Annotated in this window: 13 protein-coding genes; 7 read left to right on the plus strand and 6 right to left on the minus strand. The window is 64.0% G+C overall.

Annotation, left to right across the window (positions count from 1 at the left end; genetic code table 11):
- Window positions 1-3: 3 nt before the first annotated feature.
- Window positions 4-1590 (plus strand): tetratricopeptide repeat-containing sulfotransferase family protein, encoded by a 1587-nt coding sequence (locus LG367_RS00465; RefSeq protein ID WP_226467249.1) that lies wholly within the window; start codon window positions 4-6, stop codon window positions 1588-1590.
- A 45-nt stretch (window positions 1591-1635) separates the two neighbouring features.
- Here the strand turns inward: LG367_RS00465 and LG367_RS00470 are convergent, their stop codons facing one another.
- Window positions 1636-4407, minus strand: coding sequence for a TonB-dependent receptor plug domain-containing protein (locus tag LG367_RS00470; protein ID WP_226467250.1), 2772 nt, complete (start codon window positions 4405-4407; stop codon window positions 1636-1638).
- Between the two features lie 280 nt (window positions 4408-4687).
- On the opposite strand from LG367_RS00470, the gene LG367_RS00475 reads away from it, so the two are divergent.
- Genes LG367_RS00475 through LG367_RS00485 form a run of 3 tightly spaced genes read left to right on the plus strand, consistent with a single transcriptional unit; the run spans window position 4688 to window position 11510 of the window.
- Entirely contained in the window at window positions 4688-6514 is a 1827-nt protein-coding gene (locus tag LG367_RS00475; RefSeq protein ID WP_226467251.1) for an autotransporter assembly complex protein TamA, read from the plus strand.
- 3 nt (window positions 6515-6517) lie between these two features.
- Window positions 6518-10429, plus strand: a complete 3912-nt coding sequence (locus LG367_RS00480) for a translocation/assembly module TamB domain-containing protein (RefSeq protein WP_226467252.1) — start codon at window positions 6518-6520, stop codon at window positions 10427-10429.
- A gap of 4 nt (window positions 10430-10433) precedes the next feature.
- Window positions 10434-11510: a winged helix DNA-binding domain-containing protein gene (locus LG367_RS00485; protein WP_226467253.1), complete on the plus strand. Its 1077-nt coding sequence runs from the start codon at window positions 10434-10436 to the stop codon at window positions 11508-11510.
- Window positions 11511-11746: 236 nt separating this feature from the next.
- Here LG367_RS00485 and LG367_RS00490 read toward each other — a convergent pair whose 3' ends face one another.
- From LG367_RS00490 to LG367_RS00500, 3 genes are all read right to left on the minus strand, one after another.
- Window positions 11747-13087 (minus strand): XVIPCD domain-containing protein, encoded by a 1341-nt coding sequence (locus tag LG367_RS00490; protein WP_226467254.1) that lies wholly within the window; start codon window positions 13085-13087, stop codon window positions 11747-11749.
- A gap of 11 nt (window positions 13088-13098) precedes the next feature.
- On the minus strand, window positions 13099-13590 hold the full coding sequence (locus LG367_RS00495; protein WP_226467255.1) for a hypothetical protein: 492 nt from the start codon (window positions 13588-13590) through the stop codon (window positions 13099-13101).
- Between the two features lie 430 nt (window positions 13591-14020).
- Complete coding sequence (locus LG367_RS00500) at window positions 14021-15310, minus strand: hypothetical protein (RefSeq protein WP_226467256.1); 1290 nt, start codon at window positions 15308-15310, stop codon at window positions 14021-14023.
- A gap of 28 nt (window positions 15311-15338) precedes the next feature.
- Here LG367_RS00500 and LG367_RS00505 point away from each other — a divergent pair, with 28 nt between their 5' ends.
- Window positions 15339-15764: a putative signal transducing protein gene (locus tag LG367_RS00505; RefSeq protein ID WP_226467257.1), complete on the plus strand. Its 426-nt coding sequence runs from the start codon at window positions 15339-15341 to the stop codon at window positions 15762-15764.
- 102 nt (window positions 15765-15866) lie between these two features.
- The gene (locus LG367_RS00510) at window positions 15867-18218 is read left to right on the plus strand and encodes a Tex family protein (protein ID WP_226467258.1); all 2352 of its coding nucleotides are present in this window, start codon (window positions 15867-15869) and stop codon (window positions 18216-18218) included.
- 52 nt (window positions 18219-18270) lie between these two features.
- On the opposite strand, the gene LG367_RS00515 is transcribed toward LG367_RS00510, so the two are convergent.
- Window positions 18271-18693: a DUF6130 family protein gene (locus LG367_RS00515; RefSeq protein WP_226467944.1), complete on the minus strand. Its 423-nt coding sequence runs from the start codon at window positions 18691-18693 to the stop codon at window positions 18271-18273.
- 66 nt (window positions 18694-18759) lie between these two features.
- On the minus strand, window positions 18760-19581 hold the full coding sequence (locus tag LG367_RS00520; protein WP_226467259.1) for an alpha/beta fold hydrolase: 822 nt from the start codon (window positions 19579-19581) through the stop codon (window positions 18760-18762).
- 246 nt (window positions 19582-19827) lie between these two features.
- Here LG367_RS00520 and LG367_RS00525 point away from each other — a divergent pair, with 246 nt between their 5' ends.
- Entirely contained in the window at window positions 19828-20742 is a 915-nt protein-coding gene (locus LG367_RS00525) for an AraC family transcriptional regulator (protein WP_226467260.1), read from the plus strand.
- Window positions 20743-20757 lie beyond the last annotated feature (15 nt).

Raw genomic sequence — 20757 nt, forward strand, 5'->3', positions numbered from 1 at the left:
CGCGTGAATACCGCCCGCCTCGACGCCTGGCAACGCGCGCAATCCGCCCTCGCTCAGCGGAATCTGCCGGAAGCCGAGCGCCAGTTCGAGGCGGTGCTGCAAGCCGACCCCGGCCATGTGCAGGCGCGCGTCCTGATCGCCGGCGTGCTCCTCGCCACCGGACGGCTGCGCCAGGCATGCGCGCATCTCGTGCACGCGGCGAACTCGCTTCCGAACGATGCCGTCACCGTCTGTCGCGTCGCGCAAGCGCTGCTGCGTGTCGGCGAATCGGCCGCCGTGCGGGATTGCCTTTCGCATCCGGCGATCGCGCAATGCCGCGACGGCGCCGCGCTCGCTACCTTCGCGCATCTGCATCAGTCGCTGGGCGAGCACGCCAAGGCGCTCGACCTGATGGATCGCGCGCGCGCCCTGGGTTACGACAACGCGGATTTCCGCTACTTCCGCAGCATCCAGTTGCAGTTCAACGGGCTTCTGACCGAAGCCGAACAGGAACTGGAAAGCTGCCTGCGTCTTGGACCGACCTTCGGCCGCGCTTCGCTCACGCTGGCCAGATTGCGGAAACAGACACCGCAAACCCATCACCTCGACTACATCAACAAGCAACTGCCGCGGGTTCAAGCCGGCAGCGAGGACCACGCCGCCTTCGAGTTCGCCCGTTACAAGGAACTCGAGGACCTGGGCGAGTTCGACCAGGCCTGGACGGCGCTCGAACGCGCCAACGCAATCATGCATCAGCGCTTGAAGCATGATCCGCTCAAGGAAAAGGCACTCTACGATTCACTGGCGACGGCATGCGATGCCGCGTTCCTGCAGCAGTCCGCGACTGTGGCGTCCGATGCCGAAGGCCCGACGCCGATTTTCGTCATCGGCCTGCCGCGATCGGGCACCACCGTGCTGGACCGCATCCTGGGCAATCACTCCCAGGTCGTTTCGGCAGGGGAGCTTGGCGACTTCGCACATCAGCTTCGCTGGTCGGCGGACGTTCCCGGACAGACGTTGGTCGACGCCGCCGTGATCGATCGCCTGCCCAAACTCGATTTCGCAGAAATCGGGCGCCGCTATCTCGCACAGACGGGATGGCGCGCGATGGGGCATGCCTATTTCGTCGACAAGCTTCCGGCCAATTTCATGATCGCCGGCCTGATCGCCAAAGCGTTGCCGCAAGCGATCATCCTGCATCTTTCGCGCGACCCCATGGATGTTTGCTTCTCGAACTACCGCGCACTGTTCGGCAGTTCCTACCCATACAGCTACAACCTGCAGACATTGGCCGCGCATTACGGCACGTACCGGCGCCTGATGGCGCATTGGCATGCGGCCATGTCCGGCCGGATTCTCGATGTCGACTATCAGGCCCTCGTCACCGCCCCCGAAGACAGCGCGCGCAAGATACTGGCATTCTGCGGACTCGCGCAGGAAGACCACTGCATCGATCTTTCGCGCAACAAAGCGCCCGTTTCTACGCTGAGCAGCGCGCAGGTGCGCGAAGGCATCCATGCGCGCGGCATCGCCGAGTGGAAACGCTACGAGCGGCAGTTGCAGCCGTTGCGCGAGGCGCTCGATACGGTTCTGGCAACGACCGCGCAATGAAAAGGCCGGCTTGCGCCGGCCTTTTCGACTCCCTTCACTGCGACATCAGAACTTCCACGTGACCTCGACCGTGTAGGAACGCCCGTAGCCGTTGTAGTTGAAGATGTTGTAGTAGGGATAGGCCGTGTAGGTACGATCCTCCGGCGGCTCCTCGTCGAGCAGGTTGTTGACCGTGAGGGTCAACTCGACATCGTCTGTGAACTGGTAGCCCAGCGTCGTGTTGAATCGATAGTACGCGTCCACCCGCTTCGCATCCTTCGCGGCATAGCCGGCGGTGGTCAGCTGCGCGGCATAGTTCGGCGTGCCACCATAGCGGATGCCGTACAGGGTTGCGTTCCACGGGCCCTTGTTCCAGTTCAGCGAGGCACTGCCGACGCTGCGGAACTCTGACGAGTAGAACGGCTCGCTCAGATAGTCGATCGTCGGATCTTCCGGATACTGCTGACGCTCGTGATCCAGCGTGACGTTGTACTGCAGGCCCAGGCCGAAATTGCCGACGCTCGCGGTTTCCCAGCTGTAGTTCAGCTTGGCCAGGATGCCCGACACTTCCTCGTTGGAGATATTGATCGGGTTGGTGCGGACCGTATTGACCTGGTAAGGCACCGGCGCGGTCTCCGGGCTGCGGCCGATGCGGCCCAACGCGTCGACGCAGGTCGGCGATGCCGGATCGAGCTGACCGAGGCGGCAGGCCGATTCCGTGCGCATCAGGCTGTCGAGGCTCAGGTCGTTGACCTCATCCTCGATCTTGATGCGGTAGTAGTCGGCGCTGACGTCGAAGTTGGCCGACGGCGACCACACCACGCCGAAACCCCACGACTTGGCGGTGATCGACTTCAGCTCCCTGTTGCCCGACCGGGTGCCGAAGACCTGCTCGGCGTTGTAGGTGCAGTCGTCGATCGGCACGCCCGGTTCTTCGGTGGCGCAACGGTAGTAGTCGGTTGCCGTCGTGTAATAGCCGCTGTCGCCGGCAAACGTGTAGGCCATGTCGGGGGCCTTGAACGCCGTGGCGTAGTTCGCGCGGATCAGCAGCGACTCGATCGGCCGGAATTCCAGGCCGAGCTTGTAGGTGGCATCGCTGTCGGAGCTGCCGCCCTTGTTCTTGTAATGATCGTAGCGACCCGAAAGGTTCGCGGTCAGCTTGCTGAAGATCGGCACGCGGAATTCCACACCCAGCGCTTCATTGGTGCGCTTGCCCGAACCCTGCGTACCGGTGAGGCCCCAGAATTCGCCATTGACCACGCGCGGGTCGGTAGGATTTTCCCAGGACTGCTCGCCGGCCTGCAGCACCGCCGCGAATCCAACCGGACCGGCGGGAAGGTTGAACAATTCGGTATTGGTCAATTGTAGGTTGACGTTCTGCGTCCAAGTCTTGGAATCGGTCTTGATCTCGCCCTGGAAGCTGCGGTACTGCTCGGGTGTCAATGCCTTGTAGAACGCGGCCTCGTTCGGCGCGTAGACGGGATAGCCGTAGTACTCGCCCAGCTGCGGTCCGAGGAACTGCTGACGGAAGAAGTCCTCCACTTCGTCCTCGAGCGCCCACAACTGCCGGCTCTTGATCTTGTATTCGGAGCGGTTGTAGTAGGCGTCGTAGTTCCAGTTCGAGGAACCGAACGGTCCGCGGATACCCGCCGCCACGTTGTACGAATCGCTGGTCAGGCGCTCGTTGTTCGCGTTCAGGCCGCCGGTTTCCTCGGGCGCGAAGATGTGCTGGAAGGTTTCGAAGTCGCCGCTGTTCTGGTTGAAGATGATCTGATTGTCGCCACCGGCCGCCCAGAAGCGCGAGCCGCTGTTGCTCTGGGTCTTGCTGCGATTGATCAGCAGGGTGCTGTACAGCTCGGTGGTGTCGCTGAGATCGAAGCTGGCATTGAGGTAGCCGCTGAGCGAACTCTCCTTGTTCATGATCGAGGTGAAGCCGGGCTCGGCGCGACTGCCGCAGTAGAAGCCGCGGTTCGGCCGGAAGTCATAGGTGGTGGTGCCGTTGTAGAGATTGCTCAGCCCAGCGCAGGCATCTGCGCCCGGATCGATATAGGCGTTCTGAGTGGCGCTGATGCGGACGAACGTGCGGGAACCGTAGCGCAGCGCCGGATTCGGATTGTCGTTGGTGCTGTCGAAATCCTTGCGCTGGAAGCCATAGATCGGATCCTGCTTGGTGTACTGCAGACCATAGACCAGGTCGAGATTGCCGAAGGTGTGGCCGCCGGTGGCCTGGAAGCGCGCGTTGCCCCCACCGCCCTGGTCATAACCGCCGAAGCGGAAGCCCAGGGTGGTGCCGTCCAGATGCTTCTTGAGGATGATGTTGACCACGCCCGCGATCGCGCTCGAACCGTAGATTGCCGATTGGTTGCCCGGCGCGATGTCGATGCGTTCGACCATGGAGGTCGGGATGCTGGCCAAGTCGACGAAGTTGCTCTGGCCGTTGTAGAGCAAGGGATAGTCCGCCATCGGGCGGCCGTCGATCAGCACCAGCGTGAAGCCGGGATCCAGACCCAGCATGCTGATCGGCTCGGCGCCCGGCGTGAAGCCGGCGGTGAACTGCGAATCCTGCACCGCGCCGGTCGCCATCGGCTGCGAACGCAGCACGTCATAGACATCACGGAAGCCTTGGCGCTTGATTTCTTCCGCGGTGATGGACTGCACCGGTGTCGCGGTCTCGATCTCGGCCTGGGGAATCAGCGACCCGGTCACCACGACCTTGTCCAGTTCCGTGGTCTTGTCGGAGGTCGATTCCGTTTGCTCCTGCGCATGCACGCTGCCGATCGCCAAGGGCGATATCAAAGCGGCGCAAATGGCCGTGGACAAAAGTTTCTTCTTCGTCATGTTGTGATTCCCCAACCTATAGTGTGTAGATGCGCTCGTGCGCTTCGGAAAAAGCAGTTGGTGGCAGCGGCGGGCCCATCCACAAAAGATGAATCAGCGCTGCTTGCGCAGTACTTCGATGTCTTCGTATTGCCCCTCGAATCACCGCTTCTTGACGCCGAATCTGCTTCGGATAAGGAGCGGCAAATTCGAAATTACGACTTCTTAACGCGCTATGCAAGTGACCACGATGGTTCGTGACGGTTATCGAAACCGACCTTAGCCTTTATGCTTCACGACAATGCGCCTTTCCCCCGTATTCCTCACGCTCGCCGCCCTCACTGCTTCGCTTCCCGCAGGCGCAGCAAAAATTAACAAAGTAGACATCCACGGCCTCGACGAGGCGATGACCGCGAACGTCCGCGGCGCGCTGTCGCTGGAGGACGCCATCGGCAAGGAAATTCCGGGCCGCCGGCTGGGATATCTGGTGCGTGTGGCCGAAGACGAGACGCGCGAGGCCCTGGAGCCATTCGGCTACTACGCGCCTGAGATCAAGGTTGATCGCACCCGCGGCGATAAGGGGACGGCGGTCACCATCACGGTGAAGCCCGGCGAACCCGTGCGGGTACGCAACTCCGACATCGCCATTCTCGGCGCCGGCGGCGACGACCGCTATCTGAAGGAAGACCTCGCCGCCTTCACGCCGCACAAGGGCGATATCTTCAATCACGCGGTCTACGAGGCCAGCAAGACGCGGATCACGCGGCGATTGGCCGAGCGCGGCTATTTCGACGCCGATTTCAACTCGCGCCGGGTCGAGGTGACGCGCGCCGACCATGCGGCCGACATCGATCTGGTCTGGACCAGCGGCGATCGCTACAACATGGGCCCGGTCAGCTTCTCGCAGACGCCGAAGCGGATCATCAGCGACAGCTTGCTGAACAAGCTCATCTACTGGAAGGAAGGCCAGTACTACCATCAAGGGCGTCTCGATCGCCTGCGCAAGTCGCTCTCGTCGCTGGACTACTTCAGCCGCATCGACATCGAGCCGCAGACGGACAACGCGATCACCGGGCCGGACGGCGACAAGCGCGTGCCGGTGCAGGTCACGCTCACGCCCGCCAAGCGCAGCATCTACACCGCCGGCGTGAGCTACGGCACCGACAGTGGCGCCGGTATCCGCCTGGGCGTGGAGCGGCGTTATCTGAACATGCGTGGCCACAAGGCGCTGGCGCAGGTCGACTGGGCGCAGAACCGCAAGACGGCGACGCTGCAGTACCGCATCCCGGCCTTCGCCTGGCTGGACGGCTGGTACACGATCAGCGCGCAGTTGGCGGACGAGCAGACCGACTACATCGATTCGCGCCGGATCGAGTTCGTCGGCAGCCGCAGCGGGCAGTACAGCCGCAATCTCAATCTGATCGCATCAGTGCACCTGCTGCGCGAGCGCTGGGCTTATGCCACCGACGACGATGGCGACGACAGCACGCCGATCCAGTACCGCTACGCCACGTTCTTCTATCCGTCGCTGCGGGCCGAATACGTCAACGTCGACGATCGCCTGTTTCCGCGCAAGGGCATCGGCGGTTTCCTGCTGCTGCGCTCGGGCCTGGAAGGCGTGGGTTCGGACGCCACCTTCGCGCAATTGCACGCGCGCGCGTCGTGGTTCAAGGGGCTGGGCGATCGCAATCGCCTGATCGTGCGCGGCGAATTCGGCCACACCTTCACCAACGCGCTGGTCGACATGCCGCCGAGCCTGCGCTTCTATGCCGGTGGCGACCGCAGCATTCGCGGCTACGAATATCGCGAGGTCGGGCCGCGTCTGGAGAAGATCGAGATCACCAGTTCGGGCCGGGAGCGGCGTGTCGATTCGTTCGCGCTCGGCGCCAAGAACGTGATCACCGGCAGCGTCGAGTTCGAACGCTACTTCACCGAAACGCTGGGCGGCGCGGTGTTCGTCGACAGCGGCGATGCCTTCGACGGCACCACACCGGACTGGCGCACGGGCGTGGGCATCGGCGTGCGCTACAAGTCGCCGGTGGGGCCGATCCGTTTCGACATCGCGCGCGGCCTCAACGATCCGGACTCGTCGTTCACGATCGGCCTGAACATCGGAGCGGAGTTCTAACGGATGGTAGACACGCGCGAGCTCACCCCCGAAGAACGCGACGCCCGCATCGCCGAGCTGCGTGCACGGCGGCGCGCGCGCATGCGCACGCTCGCACTTCGCAGCGCGCTCGGCACGATGGTGCTGGTCGTGCTGGCGGCGCTCGCCGTGTACTGGCTGCTGTGGACGCTGGGCGGCCGCGATTTCCTGATGGCGCAGATCGTCGCGCGCCTGCCGGCCGGCACGCGCCTGACCTGGGAAAAGGCCGAAGGCCCAGTCGTCGGCTCGCTGGTCTTGAATGGCCTGCGTTTCGAGATGCAAAGCTGTCCCGACAAGGACGGCGAACCCGTGCCGTACGGCCAGTGCGCGAAGCCGGGCACGCTGGTGTTCACGGCCAAGCGCGTCGTGGTCGATCCGGACATCCGCCCGCTGCTCGGCAAGTTGCTGCGGCTGGATGCGCTCGACATCGAAGGCGCGACGCTGGAGCTGCCCAAGAGCGACGAGCCGTTCGAGCTGCCGCGCTGGCCGGAGGTACTGCCGAACATCGACCTGCCGCTGGCGTTGCAGGCCGACAAGATCCGCATCAACGGCTTCAAGGTGTCGCAAGCCGGCGAATCGCTCATCGACATCCGCAGCGCGCACGGCGGCGTCGATGCGCGCCAGGGCAAGCTGCACATCGAGCAGCTCGTCGTCGACAGCGATCGCGGCCACTTCAGTGTGCACGGCGATTACGCCCCGCGCGACGACTACCGCATGTCGCTCACCGCCAGCGCGCTATTGCCGGCGCCACCGGCGCGCACACGGCCGCGCATTGGCCTCGCCGCGCGCGGCGATCTGTCCAAGCTCGACATCGCCATCTCGGGCAACGTGCCGGACAAGCTGCGCGCCCTGCTCACACTGCGTGGCAAGGACGATCCGCGCTGGCATTTCACCGCCAGTACCACGGCGCTCGATCCAGGCCTGATCATCGGCAGCGGCGAGCCGGGAACACCGCTTGCCTTCGACCTCAAGGCCGACGGCATCGGCGGCGAAGCCAATCTGCAAGGCAAGCTGCGACAAGGCGATCTCGATGTGGTGCTGCAGCCGTCGAAAGTGAAGCTCGAGCAGCAGGTGCTGGAATTCAAGCCGCTGGCGGTGGACGTGTTCGGCGGCCACATCGTCGCGCGCGGGCGCGGCGATTTCAGCAAGCCCGAGGATGCCAATTTCAAGTTCTCGGTCAACGCGCGCGATCTTTCCTTCGGCGCCGACCCCAAAGCCGCCAAGACGAAAGATGCTGCACCCGCGATCGGTGCCAACGCCGATTTCGACATCGCCGGCACCACGAAGGACTGGACCGCCGTGGGCAAGGCCACGCTCACGCGCGAGCAGCAGCGCGCGACTGTGAATTTCGACGGGCGCGGCAACGCGGAGAAGCTCACGTTGAAATCGCTGCGCGCGGCGATGCCGACCGGCACGCTGGATGCCACGGGCGAAGTCGGCTGGACGCCGTCGCTGTCGTGGACCATCGACGCCAAGCTTGCCGGTTTCGATCCCGGCTATTTCGCGCGCGACTGGAAGGGCGCGGTGAACGGCACGCTCGCCAGCCAGGGGCGCACGCGCGAGGATGGCGGCCTGGAGATCGACGTCGATGCCGAACAGCTCGGCGGCACGCTGCGCGGTCGCAAGCTCGCCGGTCGCGCCACCTTCGCGATGCATGGCCCGGCCACCGGCAAGACGCAATCGAATTTCGACGGCGAAGTCGCGCTCAGCCTCGGCGACAGCCGTATCGATGCCAAGGGCAAGGTCAGCGACGTGCTCGCGATCGATGCGAACCTGACACCGCTGCAACTTGCCGATCTGCTGCCCGGCGCCGCCGGTGCGCTGCGCGGCAGCGTGCGGTTGACCGGCGCGCGCACCGCGCCGAACGTCGAAGCCGATCTCACCGGCAGCGGTTTGAAGTACACCGATTACACGGCGTCCAGCCTGAGCGTGAAAGGCATGATGCCGTGGAAGGGCTCGAACGGTTCGATCGCCGTCACCGCGCAAGGCGTCAACGCCGGCATCGCGCTCGAAAGCCTGCAGGTGAACGCGCGCGGCGCGATCGAAAACCTGCAGCTCGAAGCCAGCACGCGCGGGGAGATCGGCGCGCTCGATCTCGCCGGACATGCCGAACGCGATCGCAACGGTAACTGGCTGGGCACACTGGCCTCGCTGCATCTGGCGCCGTCGAAAGGCGCGGCATGGCGACTGCAATCGCCCGCGCGTTTCGCGCAGAACGGCAGTCGCTGGACGCTCTCCGAAAGTTGCTTCTCCTCCGGCCCCGGCGCCTTGTGCGCGAACGCCGACTGGCCGCAGCAGGGCCTGCGCATCCGCGGCAACGGCTTGCCGCTGACGCTGGCCACGCCCTACTTGCCCGAGCGCGAGGATGGCCGTCCCTGGATCCTGCGTGGCGAGATCGCGCTCGAAGGCCAGGTGCGCCCGGCCGGCAACGCCTATCAGGGCAACTTGAAAGTGACTTCCGCCAGCGGCGGCCTGCGCATGAGCGAGCGTGCGCGCAACGACGTGATCAGCTACGACAACCTCGTGCTCGACGCCGACTTCGACGCGCGCCAGCTGCGCGCCACGCTCGGCAGCGCCTTCAACGGCGGCGGCCGGGTCGATGCGAACGTCGCGACCGGCTGGGACACGTACTCGCCGCTGTCAGGCGCGGTGTCGATCAACACCGAGGAACTCACCTGGCTGGAGCTGTTCTCGCCCGACATCGTTGAACCCACCGGCAAGCTCGACGGCCGCATCACCCTCTCCGGCACGCGCTCGCAGCCGGCGCTCGGCGGGCAGGCGCAGCTGAGCAACTTCGGCACCGAACTGCCCTCGCTCGGCATCGTCCTGCAGGAAGGCAACGTGCGGTTGAACGCGCTCGCCGACGGCAGCGCGCGCATCGACGGCAGCATCCGTTCCGGCGAAGGCATGCTCAACATCAATGGCAGCCTCGGCTGGCAGGGTGAGGAGACGCCGCTGCAATTGCAGTTGCGCGGCAACAACGTGCTGGTGTCCGACACGCGCGATCTGCATGCGGTCGCCAATCCCGACATCACCGTGCGCTATGCCGCGAAGCAGCCGCTCAACGTGACCGGCTCGGTCACCGTGCCGAGCGCGATGATCGATCTCGAGCGCCTCGATCAAGGTGTTTCCGCTTCACCTGATGTCGTGGTGCTCGATCCTGAAGACCCGGAAGACACCGGCGACTCGCCTCTCGAACTCGACCTCACCCTGGTGATGGGCAATGACGTGAAACTGAAGGGCTTCGGCCTGGACGGCTCTCTCGGCGGACAGCTGCGCGTGCGCGCGCGACCGGGGCGCGAGATGACCGGCAGCGGCCAGCTCGAGGTCGGCGGCAAGTACGCCGCTTATGGCCAAAAGCTGCAGATCACGCGCGGCATGCTGTCGTGGTCGAACGGTCCGGTGTCCGATCCGATTCTCAATATTCGCGCCGAACGCAAGATCGAAAGCGAGAACATCACCGCCGGCATCGACGTCACCGGTCGCGCCTCGCAACCGCAGGCGAACGTGTGGACCGACCCGGCCACCGACGATTCCGAAGCGCTGTCGTACCTCGCTCTCGGCCGCTCCACCTCGCATCTGTCGAGCGACGAGAGCAACCAGCTCAGCGCCGCCTCGGCCGCGCTCAGTGCCGGCGGCAGCGTGCTGGCCTCGCAGATCGGCAGCAAGATCGGCCTCAGCGATGCCGGCATCAGCGAATCGCGCGCGCTTGGTGGCAGCGTGCTCGGCGTCGGCAAGCAGCTCTCGCCGCGCCTGTATGTCGGCTTCGGCGTGTCGCTGCTCGGCACCGGACAGGTGCTCACGCTCAAGTACCTGCTGAGCAAGGGTTTCGACATCGAGATCGAATCGAGCACGCTGGAGAATCGCGGCTCGATCAACTGGCGCAAGGAAAAGTAATTCGATGCACGAGATTACGGCGCGCGAGCTGCTGCAATGGCGCCTGCACCGGCATGGCATCGCCACGCCGCGCTTCGAACATGCGGCCGAGGTCGTCGCCTGGATGGGCGCGATGCAGGCGCAGGATTACTACGGCTCGCTGTGGGCGGTGGGCTTGCGCATGCGTGACGCGGTCGAAGCCGATATCGAGCGCGCGATCGCCGAGCGCAGCTTGATCCGCACCTGGCCCATGCGCGGCACCTTGCATCTGGTCGCGGTCGGCGACGCGCGCTGGATGCTGCAACTGACCGCCGTGCGTACCATCTCCGGCAATGCCACCCGCCTGGCGCGCGATTACGGACTCGACGATGCCGCGCTCAAGCGCTCCCGCAAGATCGTCGAGAAGACACTGCGCGACGGCGCGGTGCTGCGCGGCGACCTGTATGCGGCGTTCGAGAAGGCCGGCATTCCCACGTCGGGTCAGCGCGGCGTCAATCTCACCGGACGTCTGGCCCAGGAAGGATTGATCTGCTGCGGCCCACGCGTGGGCAAGCAACCGACCTTCGTCCTGCTCGACGCCTGGGTGCCCGCCACGCCTTCGAAATCGCGCGAGGAAGCGCTGGCCGAACTGACATGGCGTTATTTCAACGCGCGTGGCCCGGCGACCGCGCAGGATTTCGCTTGGTGGTCGGGATTGACGGTGAAGGATGCGCTGGCGGGACTGGCGATGAACGCGAACCGGTTATCGCAGATCCACTTCGACGGACGCCCTCACTGGCACGCACGCGATGATGCACCGACGCCGGAGAAACGTCTCTTCCTGCTGCCGCCGTTCGACGAATATCTGGTGTCCTACAAGGATCGCGCCGCGGCGGTCGATCCCGCCAGCAATCGTCAGGTGATCGGCATCAACGGGCTGGTCAACGCCAGCGTCGTCGTCGACGGCCGCGTGGCCGCGCTGTGGAAGCGCGTTCTGGACAAGCGTGGCGCCACACTCGCCCTGCAGGAGCTGCGCGCGCTTCGGAAAGGTGAAGTCACGCAGATCCGCAAGATCGCCCGCGATTACGCGCGCTTCCTGGGCGTGGATGTCGCGATCGCGTAATGCGTTTCGATTTGAAACGAGCAGGCTGAAAAAGTCGCGTTAGATTGCGTCCGCATTGGTTCGTCATTCCCGCGAAGGCGGGAATCCATGCTGGGAAAGTTTCAGGACATGGATTCCCGCCTTCGCGGGAATGACGAGCTTCAGCCTGAACCTAAAAATGCTCCGCCGGTGTCTCTTCGCTCGGAGGAAATCCGGCCCTGCAGACACAAGGGCCGGATTCTCATCACGCAATCGCCTCAGCGCTGCGGACCACCTTGCTGCGCCGCCAATTCTTGGCCTTGCGGCTGATTCTGTTTCAGCAACGCCAGATTCTGCACCTGCGACTGTTGCGCCGCCTCGCCCTTGTCGATATAGCTGCGAACAGTCGTGATGGAGGTCATCTCGCCCTGCAAGGCGATCAGGCCCTGGCCGTTCGTGCTCTTCACCACCGAGTCGATGCGGCTCAGACCATCGCCCTGCGCCTTCACTGCCATCGCCGCAGCAACCGCGCCGAGTTCCTCGCGACTCTTGATGCCGGAATCCGCGCCGAGCTTCTCCAGGGCGGTGACCGCCTGCGTGTAGAGCGGCGGGCCGGACAAGGGTTGCGGCGAAGCTTCGACGCGCTGACGCTTGTTGGACTCGGGTTCGACGCTCGCCTCGATCGGATGCTTCTTGGCGGCGACGTCGGTGTAAGGCAGCCCGGTATTGAGCACCGCCTTGTCGAGGCCAAGCGATTTCAGATCGATCTGGATCGTCGGCGCGACAGCCTTGGGATCGGCCTTCTTGGCCTCGGCCTGTACCCGCTTCTCGATGCTGTCGATGCGCTTGAGCGCATTGTCACCGTAGTAGTTGGTGTAGTCCTGGTCCTTGTCCGGCCCGAATCCGTTGCCCGGTGTCTTCTTCTTGCCGAAGTAGTACTTGCCCATGGCCTCGACGTTTTCTTTCGTCTCGGGCATGTGCTGGTCTTTGTCCACGCTCAGGCCGGCCTTGAGCGCATAGCTGAATTTCGGCGCGGTGCCGCTGCGCTCGATGAAATCCCCCATGCGACCGGGATGGGCGTTGTAGAAATCCTCCAGCGTCGCCTTCGGCTTGTCCTTCTGTACCTGCGAGACGATCGCGTTGTATCCGCCGATGTGGGCGCTGGCTTCGTTCTTGCGGTAGCTGTCGATATAGCCACGCACCGCTTCCGTGTAGTCGTGCGGTGATGGGCCCTTGGCGATCGCCTCGACTTGCTTCGTCAAGGTTTCGTTGGTCTTGAGGCTGGCATTGCGGTTGAAGGAATGCTGGATCTCGTGTCCCATCACGAAGATCAGCTCGGACGCGGCGCCCTTGTCCGTGTCCGACTTGTTCAGGTAATGCATCGGCAGCTCGATGGTCTTGCTGCCGGAGTTGTAGGTGCCGCCCGCGCCGGTTCCCGCCGGAAGCGGATTGAATCTCTCGAGATTGCCCTTGTCGACCGAATCGAGGATGCGCTGCTTCAGATCGGGCGACTTGTCGAGCAGGTCGCGCAGCTTCTGTCCTGGATTTTCCTTATCCGTCTTGGTGCGAGACTCGAAGTCCTTGAGCATCGCATCCAGTTTTTCCTGTGGCGTGGACATATGCGTCTCCGTTACGCATTGATGATCAGGCTGGTCACGCAGCTGTGGCCGGCCTTGGCGTCGCTTTCACCGCGCACGTACACGTGCACCGAAACATCGCCGCGCGAGAAGTCCCAATAGCGCGTGCTGTTGCGCTCGCCGGGCGCCGGCTCGGATTTGAACCCGGCCTGCTTCAGTGCCTTGGCGTAGGCGTCGAAATCGAGGCCGCAGACCGCCGACATGTCGGCATCGTCGTCGTGGTTCTGCTCGTCGAAGGAGAACATCAGCCGCGTCGGCTTGGAGCCGTCCGCCTCGGTCAAGGACACGAGGTTGTACGACCACGTGTCGGTGAGCTTTCCGCCGAAACCGTACTGGTTCTCGTCCGACGGATTGAAGTCGACCTTGATGCCGGTGACTTTCTCGATCTGCGTGGGCGCGATGTCGTCGGCGCTGCGGATGCTGTCGATCAGCTTCAGCACGCGTTTGCCGATGTCTTCAGCGGTGATGGATGTTGCGGTGGTCATGGGTCGCTCCTGCGAATCTGACGGAGTTGCTGACGTAGCGGTGGCTTGGGCGGAGACGGCAGGCCGTTCGGCATGTTCGGAAGACGCGCAGCCACCGAGCGCGAGGCCGAAGCCCGCGATCAGCGGCAGCAGGAAGGCGCCCGGCGAGATGCGCACGGACGACACATCGCGGACGATGGCCGATCGCGGGCGTTCAATGACAACGGGCAAATGCGTAGAAGTCACGCGGCATCCTGTCCTTGGCGAGTGCACGAACATCTGGCTGGCCGGAAGGGTCTCGGCCGTTGACTATATCCTTAGTCAACGCGATCAGTATCCCCTCTCGTTTCCGTGAAAGGCAAGGTACGGAAGCGAGAACGTAATGGATTTTTCAGCTTTTTACGCTTGTCCAGAGAATAAACGCGACAGCTTCGCTGTCCGCGCAGCGTAGCTAACCGGCGGCCTTGATTCTCGCGCCGTGCAATTGCGGCACACCGTTGACGGTGTCGGTCCACAACAGGAACGCTTCGCCATCACGCACGGCGAGCTTCGGGAATCCGGTGCCGCGGCCGCGACCTTGCAGCTTCGCGATTTCGATGCGTGCCAGTTCGCGCGACAGGTCCGGCGCGTAGCGCGCCAGCCACAGCGACTGTCCCTTGCCATCCTCGCGCAGCCATGCCACCCATGCATGCTTGGCATCGAGCGCGACGTCGGCGCGGCCTTGCACCACCTCGCCTTTGTCGACCACGACTGGCGCGGCGAAACTGTCGCCGGCATCCTGGCTGCGCGCAATCTGCAGCAGCGGCGTATCGTTGGCGGCAGTGAACCAAGCCACCACCGCCTGTTCGCCCGTGGCGGCGACGGCGGGTCCGTTCACCGGACAGGCCGCGATCTTCCAGCCATCGGCGTGTACCGCCGCCGGCGTGCGCCAGGTGCCACCGTCGAAGCGTGTGATGTAGATGTCGCGGATTTCATCCGCGGTGCGGTCTCGATACACGAGCAACGGGCCGCGCGCGGTCATCGCGACATCGGTGCCGCAGCAATCGCAGACCGAGGCATCGACCTCGACGGAATCCTGCACGCGCGAGGCCGCATCGATCGTGGCCGCGCGCAGCGACATCATCCCTGCGCCGTGCCCGTCGTGGCCAGCGGCACCAGCGCCGGCGATCGTGTTGCGTCCATCGAGCCAGGCGATGCCGATGCGATCGCGCGCCGCCGGCCAGAACGACACGAAACCATGTTCGACCGGCTTGCCGTCGTCGTGCGCGCGCACCGGCGCGCTCCAGATCATGCCGTCGTCGCCTGAGCGGCTGACGATGACATCGTAGGAATGACCTTCCCCTTCGGCGCCGCGCGTCTTCTGCAACCAGTGCGCCCACAAGGCGCCGTCGGCGGTGGCGGCGATGTGCGGCGTGTCGGCCCAGTTGATCACCATCGACGCGCCGACGGCGATCGTTTTCGGCGCCCACTGCCAATGTCCGTTGCGATCGAAGGTGGTGAACTGCAACACGTAACGGGATTTGTCGAACGGCTTCACCCAGCTGAGCAGCAACCGGCCGTCCGGGGCCAGGTACAAATCCGGTTCGGCCGCGCCCGCGGCGGCGGGGACGCGCCATTCGGTCACTGTGTCGCCGCTGGCCTCGGTGTGACTGGCCGGCGACTCCACTTTCTGGCAGCCCCCCAGCAGGGCGGCGGCCGCAAACGCAACGATAGGAGCGGCGACGGCAAGGGTGCTTTTCATGGCCGGAAGCGTACTCTAGGACAAGTTAATGCTATCCGAGCGGTACGCGCGGCGCATATCCACCGGCATGTTCACCACCATCGCCCACTACACCGATCCGATCGAAGCGCATCTGGCGCGCGGCCTGCTGCTGTCGGAAGGCATCGAGGCGCACCTGGACGACGAACACCTGGCCTACGCCAACTGGGAATGGCGGCTGGCGACCGGCGGCGTGAAGCTGCGCGTGCTCCACATTCACGCCGAACGCGCCCGTGCGGTGCTGCGCGCTATGGAAGCGGGTGACTATGCGCTCGACGAGGACGGCGACGCGCGGGATCCCGGGCTGCAATCGCCCTATCGCGAAAGCTGGTCGAGCCGGCTGGCCTGGTTGGCGCTGATGCTATACGGCATTCCGCTGCCGTGGCGCCGCCGGCACGATGACGAGGATGCGGCGCGCGTCGAACGCAAGGTCTGAACGCAAGACAATCCCGCGGCGCTTGTCAACGGGTTTCGGGCACGCCGTCACATTGCGACAATCGGTGATTCGCGGCGATGGGCCGCACAGCTGACGGATGCAATGCAAGACAACAACGTCGTCGCGCTCACGCGCAAGATCGCTCGCACTATCGCCGAGGAAATCGGCGCACGCGCCGAACAGACCACCGCCGCCATCGCGCTGCTCGACGAAGGCGCCACCGTGCCCTTCATCGCCCGCTACCGCAAAGAAGTCACCGGCGGCCTCGACGACACGCAGCTGCGCACGCTGGAAACCCGCCTGACCTATCTGCGCGAACTGGAAGACCGCCGCGAGGCGATCCTGGCCAGCATCGAGGAACAGGGCAAGCTCACCAATGAGCTGCGCGGCGAAATCGAAGCGGCCGATAGCAAGGCACGGCTGGAAGACCTCTACCTGCCCTACAAGCAGAAGCGCCGCACGCGCGCGCAGATCGCGCGCGAGGCCGGGCTGGAACCGCTGGCCGACGGGCTCGTCGCCGATCCGACGCAAGTGCCGGAGACGCTGGCGGCTACTTTCGTCGATGCCGAGAAAGGCGTCGCCGACGCCAAGGCCGCGCTGGAAGGCTCGCGCGCGATCCTGATCGAACGCTGGAGCGAGGATGCCGCGCTGCTCGGCGAACTGCGCAACTGGCTGACGGACGTCGGCGTGATCCGCGCTCGCGTCACCGAAGGCAAGGAAGCGGCCGGCGAGAAATTCCGCGATTACTTCGATCATGCCGAACCGCTCGCGAAGATTCCGTCGCATCGCCTGCTGGCGCTGTTCCGCGGCCGCCGCGAGGAATTCCTGCAACTGGAACTGGACCCGGGCAGCGACGCCGAAGCCGGCCATCTGCATGGCGAAGGCCGTGTCGCGCGCCATGCCGGCATCGAAGATCGCGGCCGCGCCGCCGACGCCTGGTTGAAGACCGCCTGCAAGCTGGCCTGGAAGGCCAAGCTGCATCTGCATCTGATGATCGATCTGTTCGCGCAAGCGCGCGAGAAGGCCGAAGCCGAAGCGATCGATGTGTTCGGCGACAACTTGAAAGACCTGCTGCTGGCCGCGCCGGCCGGCCCCAAGACCGTGCTCGGTCTCGATCCCGGCATCCGCACCGGCTGCAAGATCGCCGTGGTCGACGCCACCGGCAAACTGGTGGCGACCGACACCATCTATCCGCACGAGCCCAGGCGCCAGTGGAACGAATCACTGCAGACGCTGAAAGCCTTGTGCGCCAAACACAAGGTCGAACTGATCGCCATCGGCAACGGCACCGCCAGCCGCGAAACCGACAAGCTTGCGGGCGAAGTGATCAAGGCCAGCCCTGAATTGAAGCTGCAGAAGATCGTCGTCAGCGAAGCCGGCGCTTCGGTGTATTCGGCGTCCGAACTGGCGGCGAAGGAATTCCCCGGACTCGACGTGTCGTTGCGCGGCGCGGTCTCCATCGCTCGCCGCTTGCAGGATCCGCTGGCGGAGCTGGTGAAGATCGAACCGAAGGCGATCGGCGTCGGCCAGTATCAGCACGATGTCGACCAGTTCCGCCTCGCGCGTGCGCTCGACGCCAAGGTCGAGGATTGCGTCAACGCGGTCGGCGTCTACGTCAACACCGCGTCCAGCGCGTTGCTGGCACGCGTGTCCGGCCTGTCGCCGTCGGTGGCCGAAAATATCGTTGTGCATCGCGATGCCAACGGCCCGTTCAAGTCGCGCAAGGATCTGCTCAAGGTGCCGCGCCTGGGCGAGAAGACGTTCGAACAGTGCGCCGGCTTCCTGCGCATCGCCGACGGCGAACAGCCGCTCGACGCTTCGGCCGTGCATCCGGAAGCCTATCCCGTGGTCGAGCGCATCCTCGCCAGCAGCGACCGCGACGTGAAACAACTCATCGGCGACACCAGCTTCGTGCGCGGCTTGAAGCCGGAACAGTTCACCGACGAGAAATTCGGTGTGCCCACCGTGCGCGACATCCTCAAGGAACTGGAGAAACCCGGCCGCGATCCGCGCCCGGAGTTCAAGGCGGCGCGATTCGCGGATGGCGTCGAGGACATCAAGGATCTGCGCGAAGGCATGATCCTGGAAGGCGTGGTCAGCAACGTCGCCGCGTTCGGCGCCTTCGTCGACATCGGTGTGCATCAGGATGGCCTGATCCACATCTCCGCGTTGTCGGACAAGTTCGTCAAGGACCCGCGCGATGTGGTCAAGGCTGGCGACATCGTCAAGGTCAAGGTGTTGGAGGTCGATGTCGCACGCAAGCGCATCGCCCTCACGCGCCGGCTGGACGATGCACCGGCGCCGCGCGAAGCCCGCAACGCACCTCGGGACAACTCGGGCAACCACGGTCGCGATGTGCGTCCGCGCCAGAACGCTCCGCAAGCACGCCCCGCGCAACCGGCGTTCAACAGCGCGCTGGCTGATGCTTTCGCGAAGGCGCGCAGCGGATCGTAACGGCATGGGCGGCGGCGCGGATAAAGCCGCGCCGCTTTCCGTTCACCACGGATCATCGATGCGGCGCGGACTCCTCCGGCAGGACCGTGAACTCCACCGCCTGCGCATCGATGACGCGATGAGTGGGATCGGCCAGCTCCAGCAGCAATTTATGCTTGCCGGGCGCGAAGCCCCTGATCTGAATCGGCTCGTCGGTGGTATGCACCCAATGCCATGCCAGATCGTCGACGGTGACATGCAAGTGCCCGAGGCGCGGTCTTTTCTCCAATGCCTCGCGCCCGAAGATCGGCGACATCGTGATGTTCTCCGCGCGGAACACGACCACCGCGCCCTGCTTGGCCAGCGAACCGGGTGTCGGCTCCATGACGACAATCGCGGGCTTGGGTTCAACAGGAGCGGATGTTGCGGAGTAGTCAGGTTCCCGCGCGAATGCCCATACCGCGGCAAGCAACAAAGCAATCAGCAGGACAAACACCAAGAGAGGCTTCACGGGCCCTGTTCCAACCTGCATGAGTCATCGCTCCGATAGTCGATACTCCACTTACTCTTTGGCCGTCACCGCTTGTATGGCTTTTTCGATCAGACGAACCACCTCATCCGGGTGCGACAGCATCACCACGTGACTGCTATCGACGGTGACAGGTTCGATCTTGGCGCGCTTGGCGGTCCAAGCCTGTAAGTCGGGGCTGATCGAGTGATCCTGCCTGGGGATGATGCTCCAGCTGGGCTTGCTCTTCCACGCGGGCGTGGTGATCTTGTCGCCTAACGTCTTGCCGGCGAGCGGGCCTTGCGTGGCGGTGATCAGAGCCACCTTGTCCGCGGGAAGATCTGCCGCGAACGCATCTTTCAATCCGGCCGGATCGAGCCAGAAATAACCCGTGGCATCCGGCTGTAGACTCTTGGCGCCGGAAGGCGGTGCAAACTGCTCCAGGTGCAACAGGTCGCCAAGCGACTCGCCCGCCTCGGGCTGCACGCTCGCGACGTAGACCAGGCCCGCCACCTGCTCGGCGTTGCCGGCCTCAGTGATGACAACGCCGCCCCAGGAATGTCCGACCAGAATCGTCGGGCCCTTGACCCGCGCCAGCGTCCGCGCGGTCGCGGCCACATCGTCGGCGAGCGATGACCGCGGCAATTGCGCGGCAAGCACTTCATACCCCTTTTTCTGCAATCGCGGAATCACCTCGCTCCAACTCGATCCATCCGCCCATGCGCCATGAACGAGAACGATGCTGGGTTTCGCCGGTGCTGTCTTTTCCGTCATGGATTGCGCCTCTGCACGTGAATGGATTGCGATGCTCATCATCAGCACGAACGTCGCCGCAAGCAGCGGCTTCGTCGCTTTTTCGAAAAAAATCTTCCTCATATCGATTCCTCCGGGCACCGCCATGCAGCTGCGAAGCAAATGGCAGCATCAACAACATGTTCGCGAGTGATTCGCACAAGCGAATCATCGCGAAGCGTTCGATTTCATCGATGACCTCATGCCAAATGTCGTATCTTCCTCGGCGCTGGCGATGACGGCGGTCGATGTCGTCGTAACTTAGGGGGCGCTATGAAGAAGGTCCATGCTCGAAAAGACAGATTTTTTGCTCAGAACACCAGCGCACCGATGGAGATGGACCTTCTCTCGCGCGTACTGCAACTGGTTCGACTGAGCGGCAACAGAATTCATATCCGTGATCTGCACGAACACTCGGCGCTGCGTCTGGAACCGGGCTTTGGATATTTCCATTACGTCGAGAAAGGCAATGCCTGGGTCTGGTACGGCGATCGCGATCCCATCGCGATGTCGGAGGGTGACCTGATCCTGCTGCCGCACAGCAAGGGGCATTGCATCAGCGCTTGTGCGCAGCTTCCTGCGATCACGCACGATCTCGACGAGGAGACGCTTTCCGAAACGACCAAAGGCAGGAAATCGCGCGAAGACGAGCCCGCCACGAGGCTCAACATCGGCTTGTTCGGCGTCGATCCCAGCGCAGTCGCCTCGATCACCGGGCGATTGCCGGAGATCATCAACGTCCGAAAGAACGACGGCGATGCCAATCAATGGCTCAGCCTGCTCGTTCACTTCATCATGATCGAAGCAAACGATCCCAAACCAGGCGCGACCTTGATGATCTCGCGATTGATCGATGTCCTGGTTATCCGAGTGCTGCGCTTCTGGTCGCAGCATGGGCAGAAGGATGGAAAATGGCTGGCCGTGCTGCAGGACGAACGCATCGGCAGGGCGCTCAGCGCCTTCTACGGCGATCCCGCCGGCTCATGGAGCGTGACGATGCTGGCGCGGATCGCGGGCATGTCGAAATCCGCATTCGCCGAACGCTTCACGCGCTTGATCGGAACATCACCACAAAAATACCTCACGCACTGGAGGCTGCAACTCGCGGCGGACCTGCTGCGCAGCGGAAACCTCAAGGTCGGCGAAGTCGCCTATCGCGTCGGTTTCGCATCGGAGGCGGCGTTTAGCAGGGCGTTCAAGCTTTCGATGGGCATCACGCCGCATCAGGCAAAGTCGGGCCAGTGATGAAGAGTGATTCCA

This window comes from Luteimonas panaciterrae (genome assembly GCF_020511115.1).
Taxonomy (GTDB): domain Bacteria; phylum Pseudomonadota; class Gammaproteobacteria; order Xanthomonadales; family Xanthomonadaceae; genus Luteimonas; species Luteimonas panaciterrae.